Genomic DNA, 20,513 nt, shown 5'->3' with positions numbered 1-20,513 from the left:
GAAGGTCTCATGGCGCAAATGACGCTGCACACCGATCCCGCCTTCACGCGGGAGCTTATGGAAGCCGGGGGCGAAGACCTCAAAAAGTGCTTCCAGTGCGCCACCTGCTCGGTGGCCTGCCCGCTCTCGCCGGAGGTGGCGCCCTATCCGCGCAAGGAAATGGTCTGGGCTTCCTGGGGCCTCAAGGACAAGCTCGCGGCCGATGTGGACCTCTGGCTCTGCCACAACTGCGGCAACTGCTCGGACCTCTGCCCGCGCGGCGCCAAGCCCGCGGAAATGATGGCCGCCGCCAGGAACATGATCTACCGCGACCTCACGGCCCCGGCCATCGTGGGCAAGTGGATGAGTTCCTCCCGGGGGCTTGCCTGGCTCTTCGCCATCCCGGCCCTCCTCTGGCTGGTGGTCTGGTGGATCCGCGCGGGCTACAACAACGGCGAGTGGTTCCCCCGCGCTGCGGACGGCCGGATCGTCTTCGGCCAGATCTTCTACGGCGACTACACCATCGACCCCATCTTCATGCTCACCTTCTTTGGCGCGGCGGCCATCCTCGCCGTGGGCTGCGTGCGCCTCTGGCGCATGTTCAAGCCCGGCGGCAGCCTCCTCGTGCTGGGCAGGCAAAAGTGCTGGCTCCTGCACCTCTGGGATGTGCTCTTCGACGAGATCATCACGGGCCGCAAGTTCGACGACTGCCAGGACGGCCCGGCCACCGGCGTGCCCCAGGAGGGGCGCCGTCTCTCGCACACCATGCTGGTCTGGAGCTTCGCCATCCTCGCCTGCGTCACGGCCATCGTGGCCCTGGGGCACTGGGGCGGCAAGGTGCTGCCGTGCATCCTCATCGAAACGCCCATGCCCCTGACCTTCCCGGTGAAGATCCTCGCCAATGTGGGCGCCCTCCTGCTCCTCGTGGCCCTGGCCCTGCTCACCTGGCGGCGCGCGCGGCTCAATCCCAAATACCAGTCCTCCAGCTGGTATGACTGGTACCTGCTCGGCATCATCTGGCTGGTGGCCGTGACCGGCATGCTCTCCCAGATCTTCCGGCTCATGGACTCCGTCCACGCGGCCTTCATCGTCTACTACCTGCATCTGGTCTTTGTCTGGATGCTCTTCGCCTATGCGCCGTGGTCCAAGCTCGGGCACTTCGTGTACCGGGTGGCGGCCATGGTCTATGTGCGGATGTATGGAAGAAGCTGACCCGCAGCCACGGCACGGGCAACGCACGAACGTCGTATCGTTTTTTGAGGAGGAAGCCGCCATGGCTGACGATCGTAAAGTCTTTCCCCTGGAATCCGTTCTCGCCCTCGTCACGGGCAAAAAGGACGCGGACGTGAAGGAACTGGCCGGCTTCATCGCGGGCCGTTCCGTGACCTGCGCCGCCTGCGCCGCCGCCGTGGCGCCGTTCGCGGCCGCGTGGCTCGCGCGCTGGTACCCGAAATTCATGGACTTTGAATGGGCCGAAGGCCAGGACTGGGCGGCCTTTGTTGCCAAATCGCGCAAGGCCCTGGGCGACAATGTCTCTCTCACGCCCATGGACGGCCGCACCAAGGCCCTGGCCGCCCAGGCGCTGGACGCCCTGGCCGAGGCCAATGCCGCCGCCACCCGCCAGAGCGAGGCCGTGGTCAAGCTTGAAGCCCGCGTGCGCGAACTGGAACCCTTTGAGTCCCGCGCCGAGGCCGCGCAGAAAAAATGCGACGAGCTGGAAGGCAAGATCAAGGCCATGAAGACCGACATGGGCGGTCTCAACCGCCAGATCGCCGAATTCCAGGGCAAGGTCGCCGTGAGCCACGACGAACTCATGCAGACCATCAAGGACGCCATCAAGGACGGACTCAAGGGCATGGTCGTGGGTGGCGCCGCTGCCGGCGCCGCCGGCGCCGTTGCGGCCGAAGAGGCCCAGCCCGCCGCCGAAAGCAGCGTGCCGGATGACTTCGGCTTCGGTGCCTCCGGCGCCGATTCGGACGGCTTCGGCTTCTAGAACGATTCCACGGACAGTTCCGGCCGCCGGAGTTTCCCGCACGGGAGGCTCCGGCGGCCTTTTCTCTCCCCCCGGCGTTCCGCTTTGACTTTTGCGCCCGTGACGCTATCCTTGCGGCACGCATGCGACCGGCGCGCAGGCCGCCGCCGGCCACGTTTCAGGGAGACTCCATGCCCGGCACCCTTGCCCCCGCGCTTTGCCGCCTCTATGACCGGCTGCACCAGTTCTGGGAGGGCGCGCTCACCCAGCGCCGCCTGGCCCTGTATCTGCTCTGGATCTATCTGTTCATCCTGGCGGCCGTGGAACTCCAGCGTCAGGGGGTCTTCCCGGCGTGGCTGCCGCGACCGCCGCACAGCCATTTCTGGGCCATCGAGCTTGCCTTCACCCTCATCCTGGGCATGGAGGTGCTGAGCCTCATCTTTGTGCTGCCGGCCTCGCTTTCGCGCTCCATGGGCAAGCAGCTGGAGATCCTGACGCTCATCCTGCTGCGCAACGCCTTCAAGGAGCTTCCCAAATTCGGCGAACCCGTGGAGATCGGCCTGGGCAATCTCCTCCAGATCGGGGAGATCGCGGCCTCGGCCACGGCCGCGCTCTGCGTCTTCCTCTGCCTCGGCGTTTACCGGCATATCCAGCGTCACCAGCATTTCATCCGCAGCGACGCGCAGCGGCAGCGGTACATCCTCAGCAAAAAGCTCCTGGCCCTCATCCTCTTCGGCATTTTCGTGGGCATCGGCGCGGAGCACATCTGGGCGGCCCTGCACGGGCATCCGGTTCCCGGAGGCTCGGGATTTTTTGAAACCATCTACACGGTGCTCATCTTTGCGGATATCGGCATGGTGCTCATCGCCCAGCGCTACATGCCCTGCTATTTCGCCGTGTTCCGCAATTCCGGCTTTGTCATCGGCACCCTGCTCATGCGCCTGGCGCTGTCCGCGCCGCCGTTTCTCTGCTCGGCCCTGGCGGTCTTTGCCGCGCTCTATGTGCTGGCGCTCACCTGGGGCATCAACAGCTTCAGCCCCGCGTTCGAGGAAGAGGACACGGGCGCACGACACTAGAGCGCTTTCGCAAGGCTGGAGTATATGATATTCCAAGTCCCGTCTGGAGCGGACGCCCGCGCCTTGCCCCGGAGGCGGAATTCTGCCATGATGTCGGCCCGGCCGCCGGGCCATCACCCTCTTTCAGGAGTCGACCATGCTCAATCCCGCGCAATGCGTGCTCTACAGCGGCGGCGCCGCCGGAACGGAACAGTTTTTCGGCGCGCTCGCGGAAAGCTGGGGCATCGAGGAAGTGAACTACAGCTTTGAAGGCCACCAGATCGACCGCAGCCGCGGCGTGCGCGTCCTCACCTCCGAGGAGCTTGCCCTCAAGGACGTGAGCCTGACCTACGTTTCCCGCCTCATGAACCGGGAGTACACGCGCGCCCCGCTCTTCCGCAAGGTGCTCCAGTCCATCTGCTGGCAGGTGAGCAGCGGCGACGAGGTCTTTGTGGTGGGCGCCATCCAGCCGGACAATACCGTCAAGGGCGGCACGGGCTGGGGCGCGGAATTCGCCAAGATCTGCAACAAGCCCCTCCATGTTTTCGACCAGCCGCGCGGCGCCTGGTTCGTCTGGGACAAGGACGTCTGGACGGAAGTGGAGGCGCCGGTCATCGCGCACGCCCACTTTGCGGCCACGGGCACCCGTTTCCTGGAAGACAACGGCCGCATCGCCATCCAGGACCTTTTCGCGCGCTCGTTCAAGCGCTAGCAAACGGTCATCCGACGAGGGCGACCGCCGCGCCAGCGCCCCCGATGCCCGGAAACCGGTGTCTGCCTGCAAAGGCGGACACCGCGGACCCGCGCGGAATTTTCGCGCTGAGACACCAGGAGCAGGCATGCCGCCGCAGTTCAGCGCCGCCGAACGCGCGGCGCTTGCCATCGTGCAGGGGGATCTTCCCGATTCGCTCACGCCCTATGCGGACATCGCCGCGCAGACGGGCCTGACGGAAGCCGAGGTGCTCGGCCTGCTTTCCCGTCTCAGGGCGAGCGGGTCCATCCGCCGTTTCGGCGCCAGCATCCGCCACCAGCGCACCGGCTGGACGCACAACGCCATGGTGGCCTGGATCGCCGACGAAGAAACGGCGAACGTCTGCGGTCCCATCGCCGCCGCGCACGCGCGTGTCTCCCACGCCTATTACCGGCCCAGCGCCGCGCCCGACTGGCCCTATACCCTCTACACCATGGTGCACGGCCGCAGCGAGGCCGAATGCCTGGGCGTGGTGGAGGACCTGCTGGCCGCCTGGCCCCTGCGCGACTATGCCGTCCTCCGCAGCCTCAGGGAACTGAAAAAAACTTCCATGATCTATTTCGCCTGACCGCGTTCCCCGGGAAACGCCCGGCGGCACGAGAACGAGACAAGGAGCCTCTGCCATGGACGAACGTTCGCGCCAGCTCTACGAAGCGGCCTGCGCCCTCATCCCCGGCGGCGTCAACAGCCCGGTGCGGGCCTGCCGCAATGTGGAGAGCCTGCCCCTCTTCATCGCCGAGGCCCACGGCGCCCATCTCAGGGATGTGGACGGCAGGGACTATGTGGATTTCGTCCTGTCCTGGGGTCCCATGATCCTCGGCCATGACGAGCCTTCCGTGAGCGCGGCCCTGCGCGCGGCCGTGGGCCGGGGCACCAGCTTCGGCGCCCCCTGCCCGGACGAGGTGGCCCTGGCCGAGGAAGTGGTGGCGGCCATGCCCGGCCTGGAAATGGTACGCATGGTCAATTCCGGCACCGAGGCCACCATGAGCGCCCTGCGCCTGGCCCGCGCCGTCACCGGGCGGGACAAGGTGGTCAAGTTCATCGGCTGCTACCACGGCCATGCGGACCCCTTCCTCGCCGCCGCCGGTTCCGGGGTAGCCACGCTTTCCATTCCCGGCACGCCCGGCGTGCCCCGGGCCGTGGTGGAAGAGACCCTGCTCGTGCCCTACAACGACCTTGCCGCGGCCGAGGCGTGCTTCCGGCAGCACGGGGAGCGCATCGCGGCGGTCATTGTGGAGCCGGTGGCCGCCAATATGGGACTCGTGCCGCCGCTGCCGGGCTTTCTGGAGGGCCTGCGCCGCCTGACGGAAGACGCCCGGAGCCTGCTCATCTTCGACGAGGTCATCACGGGCTTCCGCCTGGCCTACGGCGGCGCGCAGGCGCGCTTCGGCATCGACCCTGACCTCACCTGCTTCGGCAAGATCATCGGCGGGGGCCTGCCGGTGGGCGCATTCGGCGGCAAGCGCCGCTATATGGAACGCGTGGCCCCGGCGGGAGACGTCTATCAGGCGGGCACGCTTTCGGGCAATCCGCTGGCTATGGCGGCGGGCCTCGCCACCCTGCGCCTTCTCAGGACCATGGACTATGCCGCCCTGGAGGCCCGCACCGCCGCCTTTGCCCGCACGCTGGGCGACATCCTGCGGGCCAAGGGCGTTCCCGTTCAGGTGCCGGCCATCGCCTCCATGTTCTGCCCCTTCTTCAGCGCCACGCCAGTGACGAACTTCGCGCAGTCCAAAGCCTGCGACCAGAAGCTCTTCACCGCCTTCTACAAGCAGATGCGGGCGCACGGCATCTATCTCGCGCCCTCGGGCTTCGAGACGGGCATGGTCTCGTTCGCGCATACGGACGAAGACTTCGCCCGCGCCCTGGAGGCGGCGGAGGCGGTGGACTTCCGGGCGTGATCCCGGTGCGGCGTTCCCCGGCCCGGCGCCCCCTGCGCCGGCATTCCCGAAAGCGGCCGGAAACGGCGCCCCGCGAAACCGGCGCGGCCTTTCCCGCCCTTGCCTGCTGGACGCTCAGCCGTCAGGGGCTTGCCACCGCCCGCGCCCTTGCCGCCCGCCTGGCGGAAGCGCCCTGGTCATCGCCCGGAGGCGATGCGGACGTGCGCGCCTGCCGCCTGTTCGCGCCCGCCCGGATCTGCGCGCCCGGGACCGTCGCCGAAGACGCCGCGCCCCCCGGCGCGGGATTCCACCCCTTTGCCCGCTTTTCCGCCGCCCTGGCGCGCAACTATCGCCGCCACCAGGGGCACATCGTCATTGGCGCGGCGGGCATCGCCGTGCGGGCGCTGGCGCCGCTGCTGCGCCACAAGAGCGTGGACCCCCCCGTGGTGGTGCTTGATCCGGCGGGACGCTTCGCGGTGAGCCTCCTTTCCGGGCACTGGGGCGGCGGCAACGACCTCGCCCGGCATGTGGGCCGCCTGCTCCGGGCGCTCCCCGTCATCACCACCGCCTCGGACACGGCGCCGGGGGCGCCCCCCGCTCTGGACATCCTCGCCCGTGACGCGGGCCTGCGGATCCTCGACTGGGAACGCCTGCCCCGCGTGGCCGCGGCGTTGCTCGAGGGCGAGCCTGTTCCTCTGCTTGATCCCCGCGCCTGCCTGCCTCAGGCGCGCGCCCCGCAGTTCCTGCGGCTGGAGGCGGCGGACCTTCCCGCCGGAGGGGACGTCCCGCTCGTGGCCGTCCACTGGGAGCGCCGCGCCCCGGCGTCGGGGCTGCTGCGTCTGGCCGCGCGCCGCCTCCATGCGGGCATCGGCTGTCGCGGGGGAACGGACGCCCCGGCCATTCTCGCGGCTCTTGCCCGCACACTGGAAGAACACGGTCTGGAACCGGCGGCCCTTGCGGATCTCGCCACCGTGACGGAAAAAACGGACGAGCCTGGCCTGGAAAAGGCGGCGCGCGCGCTCGGCGTGCCGCTTCTGGCGTTCGCGGCCCCGCAACTGGCGGCCGTGCCCGCGCCGCACCCCTCCCCGGCCGCGGGGCAACGCTTCGGCCTGCCCCCGTTCAGCGTGTGCGAAGCCGCCGCCCTGCTCGCGGCGCGACAGGCAGACCTCGCCGCCGGAGCCGTCCTGCTGGCGCCCAAGACCGTTTTCGCGGGCCGCGTCACCGTGGCCGTTGCCCTGAGCGTCGCCCCCGGCGAAGGAGAAGGATCATGACGCACACTCCCCCCGGCGCCGCGCCGCTCCTCGTCGTGGGACTCGGCCCCGGCGATGCCGCCCTGCTCACGCCGCAGGCCCGCGCCGCGCTGGAGACGGCGCGCTGCATTGCGGGCTATGACCTGTATCTCGACCTGGTGCCCCCGGAGCTGCTCGCGGGCAAGCGCCGCATCGGCTCGGGCATGCGCCGGGAACACGAACGCTGCGCCGCCGCCGTGGAGTCCGCCCTTGGCGGCACGCCCACGGCCCTGGTCAGCTCCGGTGACGCGGGCATCTATGCCATGGCGGGGCTTGCGCTGGAGATGCTTGAGCAGCGGGACCTGCTGGAAACCGTGCCCTTCACCGTGGTGCCCGGGGTGCCCGCGCTCTGCGCCGCCGCGGCCCTGCTGGGCGCGCCCCTGACCCATGACTTCGCCTGCGTGAGCCTGAGCGACCTGCTCACCCCGCTTGCGCGCATCCGGCACAGGCTCGAAGCCGCACTGGAGGCGGATTTCGTCTGCGTGCTCTACAATCCGCGCTCGCACGGGCGCCCGGACCACCTCGCCATGGCGCTGGAGACCGCGCGCCGCCTGCGCGCGCCCGACTGCCCGGTGGGCATGGTCCGCAAGGCCTTCCGCCCCGGGCAGGAGGTCATCCTCACCACGCTGGCGGATGCCGACCCCTCGCGCGCGGACATGCTCTCCCTCGTCATCATCGGCAACAGCGAGAGCCGCAGGGCCGGCGGCTACATGCTCACCCCGCGCGGCTACAGCCTGGATCGTGCCTGAAAAACAGCCTTGGATTTTTCCGCCCCGAAGCGTAGCCTCATGGGGCCATGGAAAAGAAAAAGATCCTGCTGCTCGCTTTGGGGCATCTCTCCTGCGATGTCAACGCGGGCGCCCTGCCCGCCTCGCTGCCGTACCTGCGTTCGGCCTACGGGCTGGACTATCAGGCCACGGGCGGACTCATGCTCGCCTATTCCTGCCTGTCCTCCATCATCCAGCCCATTTTCGGCCTGCTGGCCGACAGGCTCTCCAAGCCGTGGTTCCTGCCCCTGGGCGTGGCGCTGGCGGGCTGCGGCATCGCCTGCATGGGCTTTCTCGGCGGCTACTGGGCCATGTTCACCGCCATTGCCGTGAGCGGCGTCGGTTCGGCGCTCTTCCATCCCGAAGGCGCGCGCCACGCCAACAAGGTCTCCGGCAAGAGCAAGGGCATCGGCCTGAGCATCTTCTCCATCGGCGGCAACAGCGGCTTCATCCTCGGGCCGCTCCTCGTGACCGTCTTTGTGGGCGGCTTCGGCATTCGCGGCATGGCCGTCTTTGCCGCGCTCGGCATCGCCATGGCGCTCGTCCTGCTCTGGGGCATCACGCGCCTGGGCAGGACAACGCCGCCCTCTCCGCAACGCGCTTCGCAACGCTCCGCCGCCGGAGCAGCGAACGCGGCGCATCCGCCGGCCAACAACTGGCATGAATTTTCCCGGCTCATCGTGGTCATCGTGGCCCGTTCCACGGTCTTTGTGGGCTTCAACGCCTTCATCCCGCTCTATTGGGTCAACGTCTTCGGGCAGTCCAAAGCCGCCGGCGCCCTGGCGCTGATCATCTTCTGCGCCAGCGGCGTGGCCTGCAACATCATGGGCGGCCTGCTCTCGGACCGCATCGGCTGCGTGCCGGTCATCCGCCTGGCCTTCAGCCTCATGCCCGTGGCCGTGCTCGCCTTCAGCCTCGCGCCCGATGCCGGCTGGGGCTATGCCGTCCTGCCCCTGCTCGGCTTTGTGCTCTACGCGCCCTTCAGTTCCCAGGTGGTCCTGGGCCAGCGGCTCCTTGCCCGGAACATCGGCTTTGCCTCCGGCGTGACGCTGGGGCTGTCCACCAGCCTCGGCGGGGTGGCGCAGCCGTTTCTGGGGCGCGTGGCCGACATGGCGGGCCTGCCCGCGGCCATCCAGGTGCTGGCGGGCGTGGCCGCGCTGGGGGCGCTCTTCTCGTATCTGCTTTCGCGCGGCCCGGAATCCCGCGGCGAGTAGGCCGCCGGACGCCCCCGGCCATCCGGCGAAAGGGCGCCTCCCCCCGGGGAAGGAAGATCGTGGGATAGCGGCGGAGCTACAGCGAGAGCAGGACCATCCAGACGGGAATGGTCACTGCGCAGGCGAGCGTGGAAAGCGAGACCATGAGCGAGCCGAACTCCGGGTCCGTCCCATAATAGCCGCTCAGGATAGCCACCTGCATGAGCACCGGCAGGGACGCCTGCATGACGAAGACCCTGCCCGCAAGTTCCGGCAGCCCGAAAAACGGCAGGAGCGCCCACATGAGGAGCGGGCTTGCCACCATGCGGCCCGCCAGCGCCAGGAGCATGTCCCGCGTGAGGTGGAGCCGGCGCAGCTCCATGCCCTGCAGGGTCACGCCGATGAAGATCAGGGCCAGCGGCGTGGTGAGTCCGCCCACCAGGCGCGCCGCGTCCAGGATGACGCGGGGCGGCTCCACCTCCAGGAGCGCCAGGAGGAAGCCTGCCAGAAAACCGAGCATGGGCGCGGACACGATGTTTTTCAGCCGTCCCGCCAGGCGGCTCTCCGCAGGGACCGCTCCCGCTTCCTCCCGCCGCGCGGCGGACCCGCCGGCGCGCTCGTCCCTGCTGATGGCATAGTTGCCCACGGTCCAGAAAAACGCGGCGCTCGCGAAATAGTAGAGGAGCACATAGGGCACCGCCGCTTCCCCGAAGAGCGCCATATTGACCGGGATGCCGATGAAGATGGTGTTCGGGTTGGAGACGCAGGCGCAGAACAGGCCGAAATGCCGGCGGTCCACCCGGGCCGCGCGGCCCGTCACCCAGGCCAGCGCATACATGAGCACCATGGCGACCAGCGGCAGGAGCGCGCCCTGGAGCATGTGCGCCAGGTCCTCGCGCCCGAAGGAGCGCAGGATGGTGCACAGGAGAAACGGCGGCAGGGCCACGTTGGTCACGAGCCGGGGAAGGAGCCTGCGACTCTCCGGCGAGAACCAGCCGAGAGCCGCGAGGACATAGCCCACGCCCACAACGAGCAGGAGGCTGAAGACCCCTCCGAACGCCTGCAGCAAGACCATCCCTTCTTGTACCGGCTTTTGCGCCGCCGGTAAACACGCGCTTCCGGGCGGGGAGGGGCGCGGAACGGGCGTGCGCGTCCGCGTGGTCTGTTTTCGCCGCGCTCCGGCCGGGGCGCCGGCTTGCGGGGCGGCGCGAGTTCCCGTATAGAACAAAAAAACTGCCGCACCGGAGCGCGGAGGCCGCATGAAACGAGTTCTGCTCTGGATACTGGCCCTTGTCGTCCTTGCGGGCGCGGGGGCGGCGTTCCTTGTCACGCGCATTGACGCGGACTTTATCGTCAGGCGCATCGCCGACGCCACGCAGGGCGCCACGGGCGCGCCGCTCCAGCTGGACGCGCCGCCGCGCATCTCCCTCCTGCCGCCCGGCATCCGCTTTGGCGGCGCCCGCTGGAGCGGCAGCCTCGACGGCACGGATGTCTCCGTCTCGCTTCAGGGCGGCATGGCCCAGCTGGAGCTGGCCCCCCTGTTTTCCGGCAACCTCGTGCTCAGCGAACTCCAGCTCGACCGCCCCGAGGCGGTGATCCGCCTGCATGCGCCCTCGCCCGCCGCCGGGACCGACACCGCCGGAAAGCGCCGGGAGCCGCAGGCGGAACAACGCGCCGAGACCCGCAAGGCCCCCGATGACGCCCTGCCGCTGGAACTCCGGCGCCTGACCGTCACGCAGGGCGCCCTGCGCCTGAATGACGGCCGGCAGGAGACCCGCGTTTCCGGCTTCAATCTTTCCCTGGGCAATCTGCGCCGCCGTGAGGAGGTGGAGATCCAGGGGGATCTTGTGCTGGAGATCCTCAAACTTCGCGGCACGCCCCCGGCCGGGAAGGCCGCCCCGGCCACGGCGGGCGGCCGGGAGTCCGCGGACGCCACGCCGCTGCTGGCGGGCAACCTCGCCTTCAAGGCCGCGCTGCGCTACTACGCGCCGAACCTGACCTTCCGCCAGACCTCCCTGGCCTTTACCCCGCTCAAGGGCGCGCTCCCGCGCGAACTGGCGCCGCTCCAGCTTGCCTGCGAGGGCGCGCTCGACCTCGGGAGCCTGACCCTGCGCCTGGCCCAGGCGCGGCTCTCCACGCCGCAGGCCAGGCTGACGCTCAACGGACAGGGCACGCTCGCGCCCGTGGCCTTTGCGGGCGAGGCGCAACTGGGCGGCTCGCCGCGCAGGCTGGCGGCCCTGGCGGGCGCCGCCCTGCCCGAAGGCGACGCGGACACCCTCGATATCCGCTGCCGCGCGGAGTATTCCGGCACCACCCTGCGCCTCGCGGACCTTTCCGGCCAGGCGGCCGGCGTGCGCCTTGGCGGCGATCTGGCCCTGGGCCTGCCTGATGGGGAAAACGCGGTCCCGTCGGTGCGCGGCGCCCTGAACCTGGGCACGATCGCGCTGGACGCGCTGCTCCCGGGGAAGGGGACGGCGCCCTCCGCGCGACAAAGCGCCAGCGCGCCCGCCGCGCAACGGCAGGCGCCACGGGGCGGCGCGCCGGCAGCCGCGCCCGCGCAAAACGCCGCGGGGCTGCCCGCCGTTGACCTGCGCCTCGCCATCGCCGGGCTGCGTCACGGGGCGTTCGGCCTGAAGGACATCGCAACGCTCGTCACGGGCAAGGCCGGACGTTACGCCCTCAAGGATTTCTCCGCCCGGCTTGCCGGCGGCGGCCAGCTCAGGGGCACCTTCACCGCCGACATGGCCGCCCGCGCCTATACCCTCGCCGCCGATGGCGCCGGTGTGGACATCGGGGCGCTCTGCGCGGCTGCCGGCAAGGCCGGCGTCGCCGGGGGCAGCGCCGCCTTCACTGTCCGGCTCAGGACCGCCGGGGCGGACAGCCGGGCCATGCTCGCCGCGCTGGAGGGCGAAGGCGTGCTCGAGGCGCGCGACCTGACCACCCCGGCGTTGCGCGAGGCGGCGCAGACGCTGCGAAAACTCCCCGTCGGCAACCTCGCCGTGCCCGAGCGCATCGCCACGGCGCGCGCGCCCTTCACGGCCCGCAAGGGCGAGATCGCCGCGCGGCCCGTCACCGTCACGGCCGACGGCCTTTCCGCGCGGGGCGACCTGCGCGCGAACCTGCCGCGCGAGTTCCTGGAAGGGACGGCCACGGTGACGACCATGGGGCTCAACATTCCCCTGACGTTCAAGGGACCGTTCAGCGATGTGAGCGTCGGCGTCGATCCGAAATTCGCCCTGGAGCTGGGCCGCAGGCTGGGCACCGCGCCCGGCGCGCTCGGCAGGGGCGCGCGCGATCTCGGCACGGCGGGCGCCGCCGGGGCGGGCAAGGCCGGCGGGGCCGTGCGGGAGGGCCTCGGCAACGCGGGCGGCCTGGTCCGCGGCCTCTTCGGCCGCTGAGGCCGCGCGGCGCTCTAAAGATTCAGCGCGTTACGCCGTTGAGATGGGCAGCGGAGTAGTATATACTCCGGCCACATGGCGCGGACATTCCCGCCCGGACACGGAACCTCGCGGACGCCACGGCGCGGCCGCACAGGCGGTACGGCATGTATCTGCTCATTGGCCTCATCGTTGTCGCAGCCTCTGTGGGCATCGGCTACACCATGTCGCACGGCGACTGGGCCGTGCTCTTCCAGCCCGCGGAATTCATCATCATCCTCGGCTGCGGCCTGGGCGCGTTCTTCGGCGGCCAGACCAAGTACACGTTCAGCCTCATCGTCAAGAGCCTCAAGCACCTTTTCGCCGATCCCGGCTCCAGCAAGGCCCGCTACCTCGAGACCCTGGCCCTGCTCTACGCCCTGTTTTCCAAAATGCACCGCGAGGGCGTCATCAGCATCGAAGGTGACGTCGAAAAGCCGGAGTCCAGCCCCATCTTCAGCAAATACCCGAATATCTCCAAGGATACCACGCTGGTCAGCTTCATCGGCGACACCCTGCGCGTCTATCTGACCACCGGCGACCCCGCGGACATCGACAGCCTCATGGACATGGACATGGAGACCATGCGCGAGGAGGGCATGCTCCCCGCGCATTCGGTGTCGCACATGGCCGAATCGCTGCCGGGCATGGGCATCGTGGCCTGCGTGCTCGGCGTGGTGCTGACCATGGGCAAAATCAACGAGCCGCCGGACGTGCTCGGCCACCACATCGGCGCGGCCCTGGTGGGCACGTTCTTCGGCATCCTCTGCTGCTACGGTCTGTTCGGTCCCATGGGTTCCAAGCTGGAGAACTATGTTTCCGAAGAGCATTTCTACTACAACGCGGTGAAGGAGGCCGTGGCCGCGGCCATTCGCGGTTCCACGCCGCTCATCGCCGTGGAGTACGGCAGGCGCGCCATTCCGTATCCGTTCCGGCCGTCCTTCCCGGAGATGGAAGACCGGCTCAAGAGCGGCTAGGCCGCAGGCGCTTCCGGGCCGCGGAAGCTCCGCAACGTTTCCCGATCTCCGCATTCCCGCGCGTCGGCGCGGGGATGCGGTTTTTCCGCCTGGCGGCGACGGCCGCATCCTGACAAGGAGGACCTATGGGCGGCGCATGGAAAGTCGCATATGCCGACTTTGTCACGGCCATGATGGCCTTCTTTCTTCTGCTCTGGATCCTGAACATGGTGCCGCCGGAGACCAAGGCCGGTCTTGCCGCCTATTTCAGCGGCGAACGCAATTTCGACTCCAGCGCCACCTCGCCCGTCTCCAACAATCCGTTCATCCAGAATACGGACAAGATCGACACCCGCGATCTCAAGATCAGCGAAGTGGAAAAATCCCACTACGCCATCGCCCAGAAAATCAAGCAGATGCTCATGGCCGACGCGGTGCCGCAGAGCGCCTCGGGCATCAGCGCCGATGATGTGGGCGTCCAGTTGCGCGTCAATTCCGATATCATGTTCAAGCCCGGCGAAGTGGCGCTCCAGCCCGAAGGCATCAAGGTGCTCGGCGATGTGCTCGACATCATGAAAGAATACAATCTCTACCTGGTGGTGCGCGGGCATGCCGACGGCACCGAGGCGCGGCCGCCCTTTGATTCGCCCTGGGAGCTTTCGGGCGCGCGCGCTGCCGCCGTGCTCCGCTATCTGGCCGAGCACGGGGTCAAGCCCACGCGGCTGCGCGGCGTCGCCTACGGCGAGACGCGGCCGCTCAAGCCGGGCATTTCCGAAGAAAGCAGGGCCGTGAACCGGCGTGTGGAATTTTTCTTCCACCGCCCGGAGGTCATGTCCTACAGCGTGGTCTACTGAGCCGCATGGGCAGGCCCCCCCGCGCGCGCGCCGACCAGCTCGCCTTTGAGCAGGGCCTGGCCGAAAGCCGGGAGCAGGCGCGCAGCCTCATCATGGCCGGGCGCATCGTGCTTGCGCCGCCGGACGCGGCCCCCCCCGGCGCGCCGCCCGTGCGGGTGCCCAAGCCGGGGCACGGCTATCCCGAAGGCACGCGCCTCGCCCTCCTGCCCGGCGAGCGCTTTGTCAGCCGGGGCGCCTGGAAACTGCTCACCCTGCTCGACAATTTCCATCTGGAGGTGAACGGGCTTGTCTGCGTGGACGCCGGGGCCTCCACGGGCGGCTTCACCGACTGCCTGCTCCAGCGCGGGGCCGCGCGCGTCTATGCCGTGGACGTGGGCCGCGCCCAGCTCCACGAACGCCTGCGCGCCGATCCGCGCGTCATCAACCTGGAAGGCGTCAATCTGCGCCACGCCCGGCCGGACCTCATCCCCGAGCCGGTAGACCTGCTCACGGGCGATGTCTCGTTCATCTCGCTGACGCTGATCCTGCCGCCGTGCATGGCGTGGCTGCGCCCCGGAGGCCGTGCCGCCCTGCTCATCAAGCCGCAGTTCGAACTGGGACCCGGCGAAACCGTGCGCGGCGTGGTGCGCGACGAAGCGGCGCGGCAGCGCGCGGTGGACAAGATCGTGCGCTTCTGCACCGAAACGCTGGGCCTGGAGGCGCACGGCGTCCTGCCAGCGGCCATCAAGGGTCCCAAGGGCAATCAGGAATACATGGCCCTCTTCCGGCGGCCGGAGTAGGGCGTTTTCGCACTGAAATCGCGGAAACGCTCCAGCCGCAGCGGCGCCCCCACGAAAAAGCGCCCGCCCTTGCGGGCAGGCGCCTGACAGTTGCCGTTTGCCGCGCGAGGCGCGGCCATGGCCCAGTTACTTTGCGGGCGCGGCGTCCCGGGCCGTGGGAGCCTTTTCCGGAGCGGCGGCTTCGGGTGCGGCGCCGCCGGGCAGCGCGGGTTCGGGCACGGGCTTGAACTCGATCTTCTGCTTGTTCACTTCCGCGATGATGGCCGCGGTGACATCCGCCGACTGCGTATAGGACGCGGCGGCCTCGGCGCCGAGGATGATGTCGTAGCCCTGGGCCTCGCGGTAGCTGTTGACCACGCGCTGCACGCTGTCAAAAAGCAGGTTGACCACATTCTGCTGCTCGGCCTGCATGCGCTGCTGCGAGGCGGCATAGACGCGCTGCAGCTCCTGCATGGCCGCTTCGTCCTTGGGATTCTTTTCCAGGCGGTCCTGGATGGCATCGAGCTGTTCCTGCATGACGGCCTGACGGCTTTCCAGGAATTTCACGCCTTCCTTGCCGGGTTCGCTGTCGCGCATGACGCGGCCCATGTCCACAATGGCGATCTTGGGCTGCGCGACCTGGCTTTCCTGCTGCTGGCAGCCCGTGAGCGCGAGCATGCCCGCGAGGACCGGCAGAATGATTCGGGAAATACGCATGATGGTACGACTCCTCTTAAAGAAAGTGAAGGTGACTCTAGACCTTTTTTCGCAAATTTTCAAGGAGATTCCCCCAGTCCCGGCCGCATGCGCCGCGCTTGCCTGCAACGGCCGATGCCGCTATAGTGCGGCATGCTGCGGTTTCGGCGCGAAGCCGCCTCTCTCAGGTCTTTCCAAGGAGCAACCATGCCCGGCACAGCCACCCCGCCATCGCAGGGCAACGCCGTGGGCGCGCGGGTCCGCGCCTTTCGGGAAGAGCGGGGGATGGATCTCGCGGCGCTCGCCGAGACGACCAATCTTTCCCCGGCCTTTCTGGAACGCCTGGAAAATGGGGATATCTATCCGCCCATCGGGACGCTGCAAAAGGTGGCGCGCGCCCTTGACGTGCGCCTCGGCACCTTTCTTGACGACCAGGAATGCACGGACCCGGTCATCGCGCGCATCGAGGGCTTTCCCGACGGCCGCCACGCGGCGCCCCCCATGGCGGAAGACGCCGACCTCCCCCGCGCGGGCGGGGCGGAACCTGCCGCCGACATCCAGCGGCCCGGCTATATCTATCAGGTGCTCGGCATGGGCAAGAGCGACCGCAACATGGAGCCGTTTTGCGTGGAATTTTTTCCGCCGGCGCCGGGCGCGGAAGAGCCGAGGCTCACCTCGCACCAGGGGGAGGAATTCATCCTCGTCCTGGCGGGCAGGCTGCGCGTGCGCTACGGCCGCAAGGCCTATGACCTCTCGCCCGGCGAGAGCATCTATTACAATTCCATCGTGCCGCACGCGCTGACGGCGCTGGACGGGGAGCCTGTGCGTATCCTCGGGGTGGCCTACAATCCATGAGCGCGCCGCTGCTCCCTCCTCCGGATGACGACGGGGACTTTGTCCTGCGGGAATGGACGCTCGGCAGGGTCCTTGACCATACGGTGGCCCGCTTTCCCGACAGGGACGCCCTGGTGTATGCGGATCGCGGCTACCGCCTGACCTGGCGCCAGTTCGGCGACCTGGTGGATCGCCTTGCCAGGGGACTCATGGCCCTGGGCATCCAGAAGGGCGAAAAAGTGGCCGTCTGGGCCACCAACGTGCCCTGGTGGATAGCGCTCCAGTTCGCCACGGCCCGCATCGGCGCCATCCTGCTCACGGTGAACACCAATTACCGCGAGCACGAACTGCGCTATGTGCTCGGCCAGTCGGAGTGCGAGAACCTTTTCCTCATCGGCAGCCTGCGCGACCACGACTTCATCGGGACGCTCTACGCCATCGCGCCGGAGCTGCGCGTCCAGCCGCGCGCCGGGGGGCTTCGCAGCCGCAGCCTTCCGCATCTGCGCCGCGTCTGCTTTCTCGGCGCGGAAAAACACCGGGGCATGTTCTCCATGCCCGAGATCCTGGCGCTCTCCGTCATGACCGACGAAGCCGACTACCGGGCGCGCCAGGATTCGCTGGACCCGCATGATCCCATCAACATGCAATATACCTCCGGCACCACGGGCTTTCCGCGCGGGGTCATGCTCACCCATGTGGGCGTGGGGCTTAACGGCTACTGGATCGGGCGCCGCCAGCGCTTCACGGAGCGGGACCGGCTCTGCCTGCCCGTGCCGCTCTTCCACTGCTTCGGCTGCGTGCTCGGCGTGCTTGCCTGCGTCAATCACGGCGCGGCCATGGTCGTGCTGGAAAGCTTCAATCCCCTGCATGTGCTCCAGGCAGTGGAGCGCGAACGCTGCACCGCCCTCTACGGCGTGCCCACCATGTTCATCGCCGAACTGGAGCACAAGCACTTCTCCCGGTTCGACCTTTCCTCGCTCCGCACGGGCATCATGGCCGGTTCGGTCTGTCCCGAACCGCTCATGCGCCGCGTGGTGGAGGACATGAACATGCGCGAGATCACCATCTGCTACGGACTCACCGAAGCCTCGCCGGTCATGACCCAGTCCGACATCCACGACCCGCTCCCCCTGCGCTGCGAGACCGTGGGCTGCGCCCTGCCCGGCATCGAGGTGCGCGTGGCCGACCCGGAAGGCATCGACGAGCTGCCGCGCGGCCAGGCCGGAGAGATCCTCTGCCGGGGCTACAATGTCATGAAGGGCTACTACAAGATGCCCGAGGACACGGCGCGCGCCGTGAGTCCCGAGGGCTGGCTGCGCTCCGGCGACCTCGGCGTCATGGATGAACACGGCTACCTGCGTATCACCGGCCGCATCAAGGACATGATCATCCGCGGCGGCGAAAATGTCTATCCGCGCGAGATCGAGGAATTTCTCCTCGGCATGCCGGGCGTCCTGGATGTGCAGGTCGTCGGCGTCCCCAGCCGCAAATACGGCGAGGAGGTGGGCGCCTTCATCATCCCCCGGCCCGGCGCCCGGCCGGACGCGCGGACCGTGCGCGAATGGTGCCGGGGAAAGATCGCCTGGCACAAGATCCCGCGCTATGTGGCCGTGGTGGAGCAGTTCCCGCTCACGGCCAGCGGCAAGATCCAGAAATACCTCCTGCGCGCGGAGGCGGCCCGCCTCTGGCCGGAGGCCGCCCAGGACCCCGCCCATGGACCCGCAACAAGCGCCGGAGCCGCCCATGAACACCATGCCGGACACCCCCGCCCCGGACATTCCGCCGGCAGACCGTGACGCGACGGCGGACGCCGCCTGCGCCGCCGCCTGCCCGCTGTCGCGCATCCCCGCGCATGTCTGGCGCGGGCTGCTCCGGCCGCCGTTCCGCAAGCGCCATCCCGTCCTTTTCTGGGGGCTTTGCCTGCTGGCGCTCGGCCTTGCCGCCGCGCTCGGGCGCATGGCCGCGCTGCCCGACGGCCACGGCCAACGCCTGGCCCTGGTGACGGTGCGCGGTCCCATCCTCGACCCCGCGCCCACGCTCGCCTGGATCCGCCGGCTGGAGAACGACGCCCGGGTCAGGGGCGTCCTGCTGCGCGTGGATTCCCCCGGCGGAGGCGCCGCCGCCTCGCAGGAGCTTTACAGCGCCCTGGAACGCCTGGCCCGCAAGATGCCCATTGCCGTGAGCATGGGCGCCACGGCGGCTTCGGGCGGGCTTATGGTCAGCATGGCCGGAACGCGCATTTTCGCCAACCCTTCCACTGTCACCGGCTCCATCGGTGTCCGCATGGACATCCCGCAGCTCCAGGGACTCATGGACAAGGTGGGCATAGGGCAGGAAACGCTCGTCACCGCGCCCTTCAAGGACGCGGGTTCCTACCTGCGCCCCCTCACCCCCCGGGATCGCGCCTATTTCGAGCATGTGCTCATGGACATGCACGAGCAGTTCGTGAGCATCGTGGCAAGCGGCCGCAAGATGGAACGCCAGAGGGCCGCCGGCCTGGCCGACGGCAAGATCTTCACCGGGCAGGAGGCGCAGCGCCTTGGCCTTGTGGACGTTCTGGGCGGGGAGGATGCCGCCCTGGACTGGCTGGCGGAAACGACGGGCGTGCCGGCCGCGCGCCCGCTGCTGCAAAAAAGGGACGCCACGCGCGCCGCCCTGCTGGAGCGCCTGCTCGACAGGCTGACCACGCTCCTGGGCCTTGCGGACGCTCTGGAACGTTCCGGAGCGGGAAGCCTCGGCGGAACGCTTCCTTCCGCGCCGCCGGGCGCGCCCCCCGCCCCCGGCGGCGGACTGGGGCTGGCGCCCGCCTTCCTCTACCAGCTCTAGTGTCTAATTGCAAAAATTCTGCACAGAATTCTGTGCAGAATTTTTGCAGGATCGTTCGCGAAAAAACGTGGTTTTTCGCTCACTCACGGCGGCTATGCCGCCGCAAAACCCTTACGGGTTTTGTAGTGTCTACTTTTGCAAGTAGACACTAGCTTCCCTGAGAGCGAGTTGATAGTGAAGATATCCAAACCGCTCTGGCGGCAGCGGCATGATTGAACCGCGCCATTTCCAATCGCTTCGCTGCCGTCAGTCCACCATGAAATTGTTCAGCCGGTTTGCCGGATTCAGCGGCTCCTGGTCCGAAAGGCGCAGGGACTTGACCATCTTCAGCGTTCCCTGCTTGTACTTCCGGAAATGCGGGGACGCGATATGGGCCTTGTAGGCATCCTGGCTGGCGTAGATCTCCAGAATGGTCATCCTGCACGGATCGTCCTTTTCCGCCACGGCATACATGGCGAGCACGCCAGGCTCCTCGCGCAATGAGGTCTCCCCCACCTCACTGGCATACTTCCGGTATTCCTCAAGATATTCGGGATAGACCTCGATGCTGGACAAACGCGTGATGCCGTCCGGCCGCATGGGCAGCTTGGCGCACATGCCGGGCGCCCTGTCCAGGCGGCGGCACTTGCCGATGATCTCGCCGGTTGCCAGATAGGCGTAGGTGGGAAATTCGAACAGGACCGGCTTGAGGCGCGTGTAGTCCAGCCTGCCGCGGCTGTCCAGCACATCCGGCCGCGCGGTGGTCTCCGCCACCGTGCAGACGAAATTGTCGAACCCCGGCGTCTTGTAGATATCGACCACATCCAGTTCCATGGACACGGGCGCGGCATCGATGACCGGCGTGCCGTTCTTTCCCCGGTGAAAGGCGAAGGCCCCCGACTTGTCCACCTCGGCGCCGCTCACGCTGCCCACATAGTCGGCCCCGGGCAGCAGGGGGCGGTCCACAAGATTGACCGACAGTTTCCTGCCGGCAATGATCCCCCGGTTGGTATAGTGCTGGTCGTTCATGCTCACCACGATGCGGTCGTGGCCGAGCACGCCCACATGGGCCACCAGCAGCCAGTTGACCCTCCCGTCCACTTCCGCGCCCACCACTGTGACCAGACTGGGGTACAGGGCAAGCGTCCGTCCGAGCGAGATCCTTTCCACGGCGGTCTCCCGGGCTGCGTCCCGCGCCGCCGCCCCTGCGACGGACGCGGCAAGAAAAACCAGAACGGCCACGCCACAGGCGGACAACCTTTTCATGACAACCTCCGGCACTGCGGGACTCCAGGGAGTCCCGGCATT

19 protein-coding genes are annotated in these 20,513 nt (G+C 68.4%); 16 read left to right on the top strand and 3 right to left on the bottom strand.

The genetic code is table 11. The annotated features are described in order from the left end of the window. The first annotated feature begins 9 nt into the window (after positions 1-9). The 9 genes from qmoC to QZ294_RS00840 all read left to right on the top strand — a co-directional run bounded on the left by qmoC (position 10) and on the right by QZ294_RS00840 (position 8,907). Positions 10-1,191 (top strand): quinone-interacting membrane-bound oxidoreductase complex subunit QmoC, encoded by a 1,182-nt coding sequence (gene qmoC / locus QZ294_RS00880; RefSeq protein WP_297045330.1) that lies wholly within the window; start codon positions 10-12, stop codon positions 1,189-1,191. Positions 1,192-1,252: 61 nt separating this feature from the next. Then, positions 1,253-1,972, top strand: a complete 720-nt coding sequence (locus QZ294_RS00875) for a hypothetical protein (protein ID WP_297045327.1) — start codon at positions 1,253-1,255, stop codon at positions 1,970-1,972. A 170-nt stretch (positions 1,973-2,142) separates the two neighbouring features. After that, a complete protein-coding gene (locus QZ294_RS00870) occupies positions 2,143-3,027 on the top strand; it encodes a hypothetical protein (RefSeq protein ID WP_297045324.1) in 885 nt (294 codons plus the stop codon). Positions 3,028-3,163: 136 nt separating this feature from the next. Then, positions 3,164-3,718 (top strand): hypothetical protein, encoded by a 555-nt coding sequence (locus tag QZ294_RS00865; protein WP_297045321.1) that lies wholly within the window; start codon positions 3,164-3,166, stop codon positions 3,716-3,718. 127 nt (positions 3,719-3,845) lie between these two features. Next, on the top strand, positions 3,846-4,325 hold the full coding sequence (locus QZ294_RS00860) for an Lrp/AsnC family transcriptional regulator (RefSeq protein ID WP_297045318.1): 480 nt from the start codon (positions 3,846-3,848) through the stop codon (positions 4,323-4,325). Positions 4,326-4,380: 55 nt separating this feature from the next. Then, positions 4,381-5,658, top strand: a complete 1,278-nt coding sequence (gene hemL, locus QZ294_RS00855; RefSeq protein WP_297045316.1) for a glutamate-1-semialdehyde 2,1-aminomutase — start codon at positions 4,381-4,383, stop codon at positions 5,656-5,658. Then, the gene (locus tag QZ294_RS00850; protein WP_297045313.1) at positions 5,655-6,908 is read left to right on the top strand and encodes a cobalamin biosynthesis protein; all 1,254 of its coding nucleotides are present in this window, start codon (positions 5,655-5,657) and stop codon (positions 6,906-6,908) included. The genes hemL and QZ294_RS00850 overlap by 4 nt, the downstream gene beginning before the upstream one ends. Next, entirely contained in the window at positions 6,905-7,675 is a 771-nt protein-coding gene (gene cobJ, locus QZ294_RS00845; protein ID WP_297045311.1) for a precorrin-3B C(17)-methyltransferase, read from the top strand. The genes QZ294_RS00850 and cobJ overlap by 4 nt, the downstream gene beginning before the upstream one ends. Before the next feature lie 47 nt (positions 7,676-7,722). After that, positions 7,723-8,907 (top strand): MFS transporter, encoded by a 1,185-nt coding sequence (locus QZ294_RS00840; protein ID WP_297045308.1) that lies wholly within the window; start codon positions 7,723-7,725, stop codon positions 8,905-8,907. 76 nt (positions 8,908-8,983) lie between these two features. Here the strand turns inward: QZ294_RS00840 and QZ294_RS00835 are convergent, their stop codons facing one another. After that, positions 8,984-9,961 carry an AEC family transporter gene (locus tag QZ294_RS00835; protein ID WP_297045306.1) on the bottom strand — a complete coding sequence of 326 codons (978 nt, stop codon included), beginning with the start codon at positions 9,959-9,961 and terminating at the stop codon, positions 8,984-8,986. A gap of 184 nt (positions 9,962-10,145) precedes the next feature. On the opposite strand from QZ294_RS00835, the gene QZ294_RS00830 reads away from it, so the two are divergent. From QZ294_RS00830 to QZ294_RS00815, 4 genes are all read left to right on the top strand, one after another. Further along, positions 10,146-12,284 carry an AsmA family protein gene (locus QZ294_RS00830; RefSeq protein ID WP_297045303.1) on the top strand — a complete coding sequence of 713 codons (2,139 nt, stop codon included), beginning with the start codon at positions 10,146-10,148 and terminating at the stop codon, positions 12,282-12,284. Positions 12,285-12,430: 146 nt separating this feature from the next. Next, positions 12,431-13,279: a flagellar motor stator protein MotA gene (gene motA, locus QZ294_RS00825; RefSeq protein WP_297045299.1), complete on the top strand. Its 849-nt coding sequence runs from the start codon at positions 12,431-12,433 to the stop codon at positions 13,277-13,279. A gap of 125 nt (positions 13,280-13,404) precedes the next feature. Beyond that, entirely contained in the window at positions 13,405-14,112 is a 708-nt protein-coding gene (locus tag QZ294_RS00820; RefSeq protein WP_297045297.1) for a flagellar motor protein MotB, read from the top strand. Positions 14,113-14,117: 5 nt separating this feature from the next. Further along, a complete protein-coding gene (locus QZ294_RS00815) occupies positions 14,118-14,891 on the top strand; it encodes a TlyA family RNA methyltransferase (protein ID WP_297045296.1) in 774 nt (257 codons plus the stop codon). 126 nt (positions 14,892-15,017) lie between these two features. Here QZ294_RS00815 and QZ294_RS00810 read toward each other — a convergent pair whose 3' ends face one another. After that, the gene (locus tag QZ294_RS00810) at positions 15,018-15,587 is read right to left on the bottom strand and encodes an OmpH family outer membrane protein (protein WP_297045293.1); all 570 of its coding nucleotides are present in this window, start codon (positions 15,585-15,587) and stop codon (positions 15,018-15,020) included. Positions 15,588-15,773: 186 nt separating this feature from the next. On the opposite strand from QZ294_RS00810, the gene QZ294_RS00805 reads away from it, so the two are divergent. Genes QZ294_RS00805 through sppA form a run of 3 tightly spaced genes read left to right on the top strand, consistent with a single transcriptional unit; the run spans position 15,774 to position 19,226 of the window. Continuing rightward, the gene (locus QZ294_RS00805) at positions 15,774-16,421 is read left to right on the top strand and encodes an XRE family transcriptional regulator (RefSeq protein WP_297045291.1); all 648 of its coding nucleotides are present in this window, start codon (positions 15,774-15,776) and stop codon (positions 16,419-16,421) included. Next, entirely contained in the window at positions 16,418-18,196 is a 1,779-nt protein-coding gene (locus tag QZ294_RS00800) for an AMP-binding protein (protein WP_297045287.1), read from the top strand. The genes QZ294_RS00805 and QZ294_RS00800 overlap by 4 nt, the downstream gene beginning before the upstream one ends. Beyond that, entirely contained in the window at positions 18,144-19,226 is a 1,083-nt protein-coding gene (gene sppA / locus QZ294_RS00795; RefSeq protein WP_297045283.1) for a signal peptide peptidase SppA, read from the top strand. The genes QZ294_RS00800 and sppA overlap by 53 nt, the downstream gene beginning before the upstream one ends. 246 nt (positions 19,227-19,472) lie before the next feature. Here the strand turns inward: sppA and QZ294_RS00790 are convergent, their stop codons facing one another. Beyond that, the gene (locus QZ294_RS00790; protein WP_297045280.1) at positions 19,473-20,471 is read right to left on the bottom strand and encodes an antibiotic biosynthesis monooxygenase; all 999 of its coding nucleotides are present in this window, start codon (positions 20,469-20,471) and stop codon (positions 19,473-19,475) included. Positions 20,472-20,513 lie beyond the last annotated feature (42 nt).

The organism is uncultured Desulfovibrio sp., assembly GCF_910584445.1.
In the GTDB taxonomy this organism is placed as follows: Bacteria; Desulfobacterota; Desulfovibrionia; order Desulfovibrionales; family Desulfovibrionaceae; genus Desulfovibrio.
This window is presented reverse-complemented; position numbering and strand designations above follow the sequence as displayed.

Excerpts from the sequence above, each read along its gene's own strand:
- qmoC (WP_297045330.1), top strand. The coding sequence starts at position 10 with ATGGCGCAAATGACGCTGCACACCGATCCCGCCTTCACGCGGGAGCTT.
- QZ294_RS00875 (WP_297045327.1), top strand. The coding sequence starts at position 1,253 with ATGGCTGACGATCGTAAAGTCTTTCCCCTGGAATCCGTTCTCGCCCTC.
- QZ294_RS00870 (WP_297045324.1), top strand. The coding sequence starts at position 2,143 with ATGCCCGGCACCCTTGCCCCCGCGCTTTGCCGCCTCTATGACCGGCTG.
- QZ294_RS00865 (WP_297045321.1), top strand. The coding sequence starts at position 3,164 with ATGCTCAATCCCGCGCAATGCGTGCTCTACAGCGGCGGCGCCGCCGGA.
- QZ294_RS00860 (WP_297045318.1), top strand. The coding sequence starts at position 3,846 with ATGCCGCCGCAGTTCAGCGCCGCCGAACGCGCGGCGCTTGCCATCGTG.
- hemL (WP_297045316.1), top strand. The coding sequence starts at position 4,381 with ATGGACGAACGTTCGCGCCAGCTCTACGAAGCGGCCTGCGCCCTCATC.
- cobJ (WP_297045311.1), top strand. The coding sequence starts at position 6,905 with ATGACGCACACTCCCCCCGGCGCCGCGCCGCTCCTCGTCGTGGGACTC.
- QZ294_RS00840 (WP_297045308.1), top strand. The coding sequence starts at position 7,723 with ATGGAAAAGAAAAAGATCCTGCTGCTCGCTTTGGGGCATCTCTCCTGC.
- QZ294_RS00835 (WP_297045306.1), bottom strand. The coding sequence starts at position 9,961 with ATGGTCTTGCTGCAGGCGTTCGGAGGGGTCTTCAGCCTCCTGCTCGTT.
- QZ294_RS00830 (WP_297045303.1), top strand. The coding sequence starts at position 10,146 with ATGAAACGAGTTCTGCTCTGGATACTGGCCCTTGTCGTCCTTGCGGGC.
- motA (WP_297045299.1), top strand. The coding sequence starts at position 12,431 with ATGTATCTGCTCATTGGCCTCATCGTTGTCGCAGCCTCTGTGGGCATC.
- QZ294_RS00820 (WP_297045297.1), top strand. The coding sequence starts at position 13,405 with ATGGGCGGCGCATGGAAAGTCGCATATGCCGACTTTGTCACGGCCATG.
- QZ294_RS00815 (WP_297045296.1), top strand. The coding sequence starts at position 14,118 with ATGGGCAGGCCCCCCCGCGCGCGCGCCGACCAGCTCGCCTTTGAGCAG.
- QZ294_RS00810 (WP_297045293.1), bottom strand. The coding sequence starts at position 15,587 with ATGCGTATTTCCCGAATCATTCTGCCGGTCCTCGCGGGCATGCTCGCG.
- QZ294_RS00805 (WP_297045291.1), top strand. The coding sequence starts at position 15,774 with ATGCCCGGCACAGCCACCCCGCCATCGCAGGGCAACGCCGTGGGCGCG.
- QZ294_RS00800 (WP_297045287.1), top strand. The coding sequence starts at position 16,418 with ATGAGCGCGCCGCTGCTCCCTCCTCCGGATGACGACGGGGACTTTGTC.
- sppA (WP_297045283.1), top strand. The coding sequence starts at position 18,144 with ATGAACACCATGCCGGACACCCCCGCCCCGGACATTCCGCCGGCAGAC.
- QZ294_RS00790 (WP_297045280.1), bottom strand. The coding sequence starts at position 20,471 with ATGAAAAGGTTGTCCGCCTGTGGCGTGGCCGTTCTGGTTTTTCTTGCC.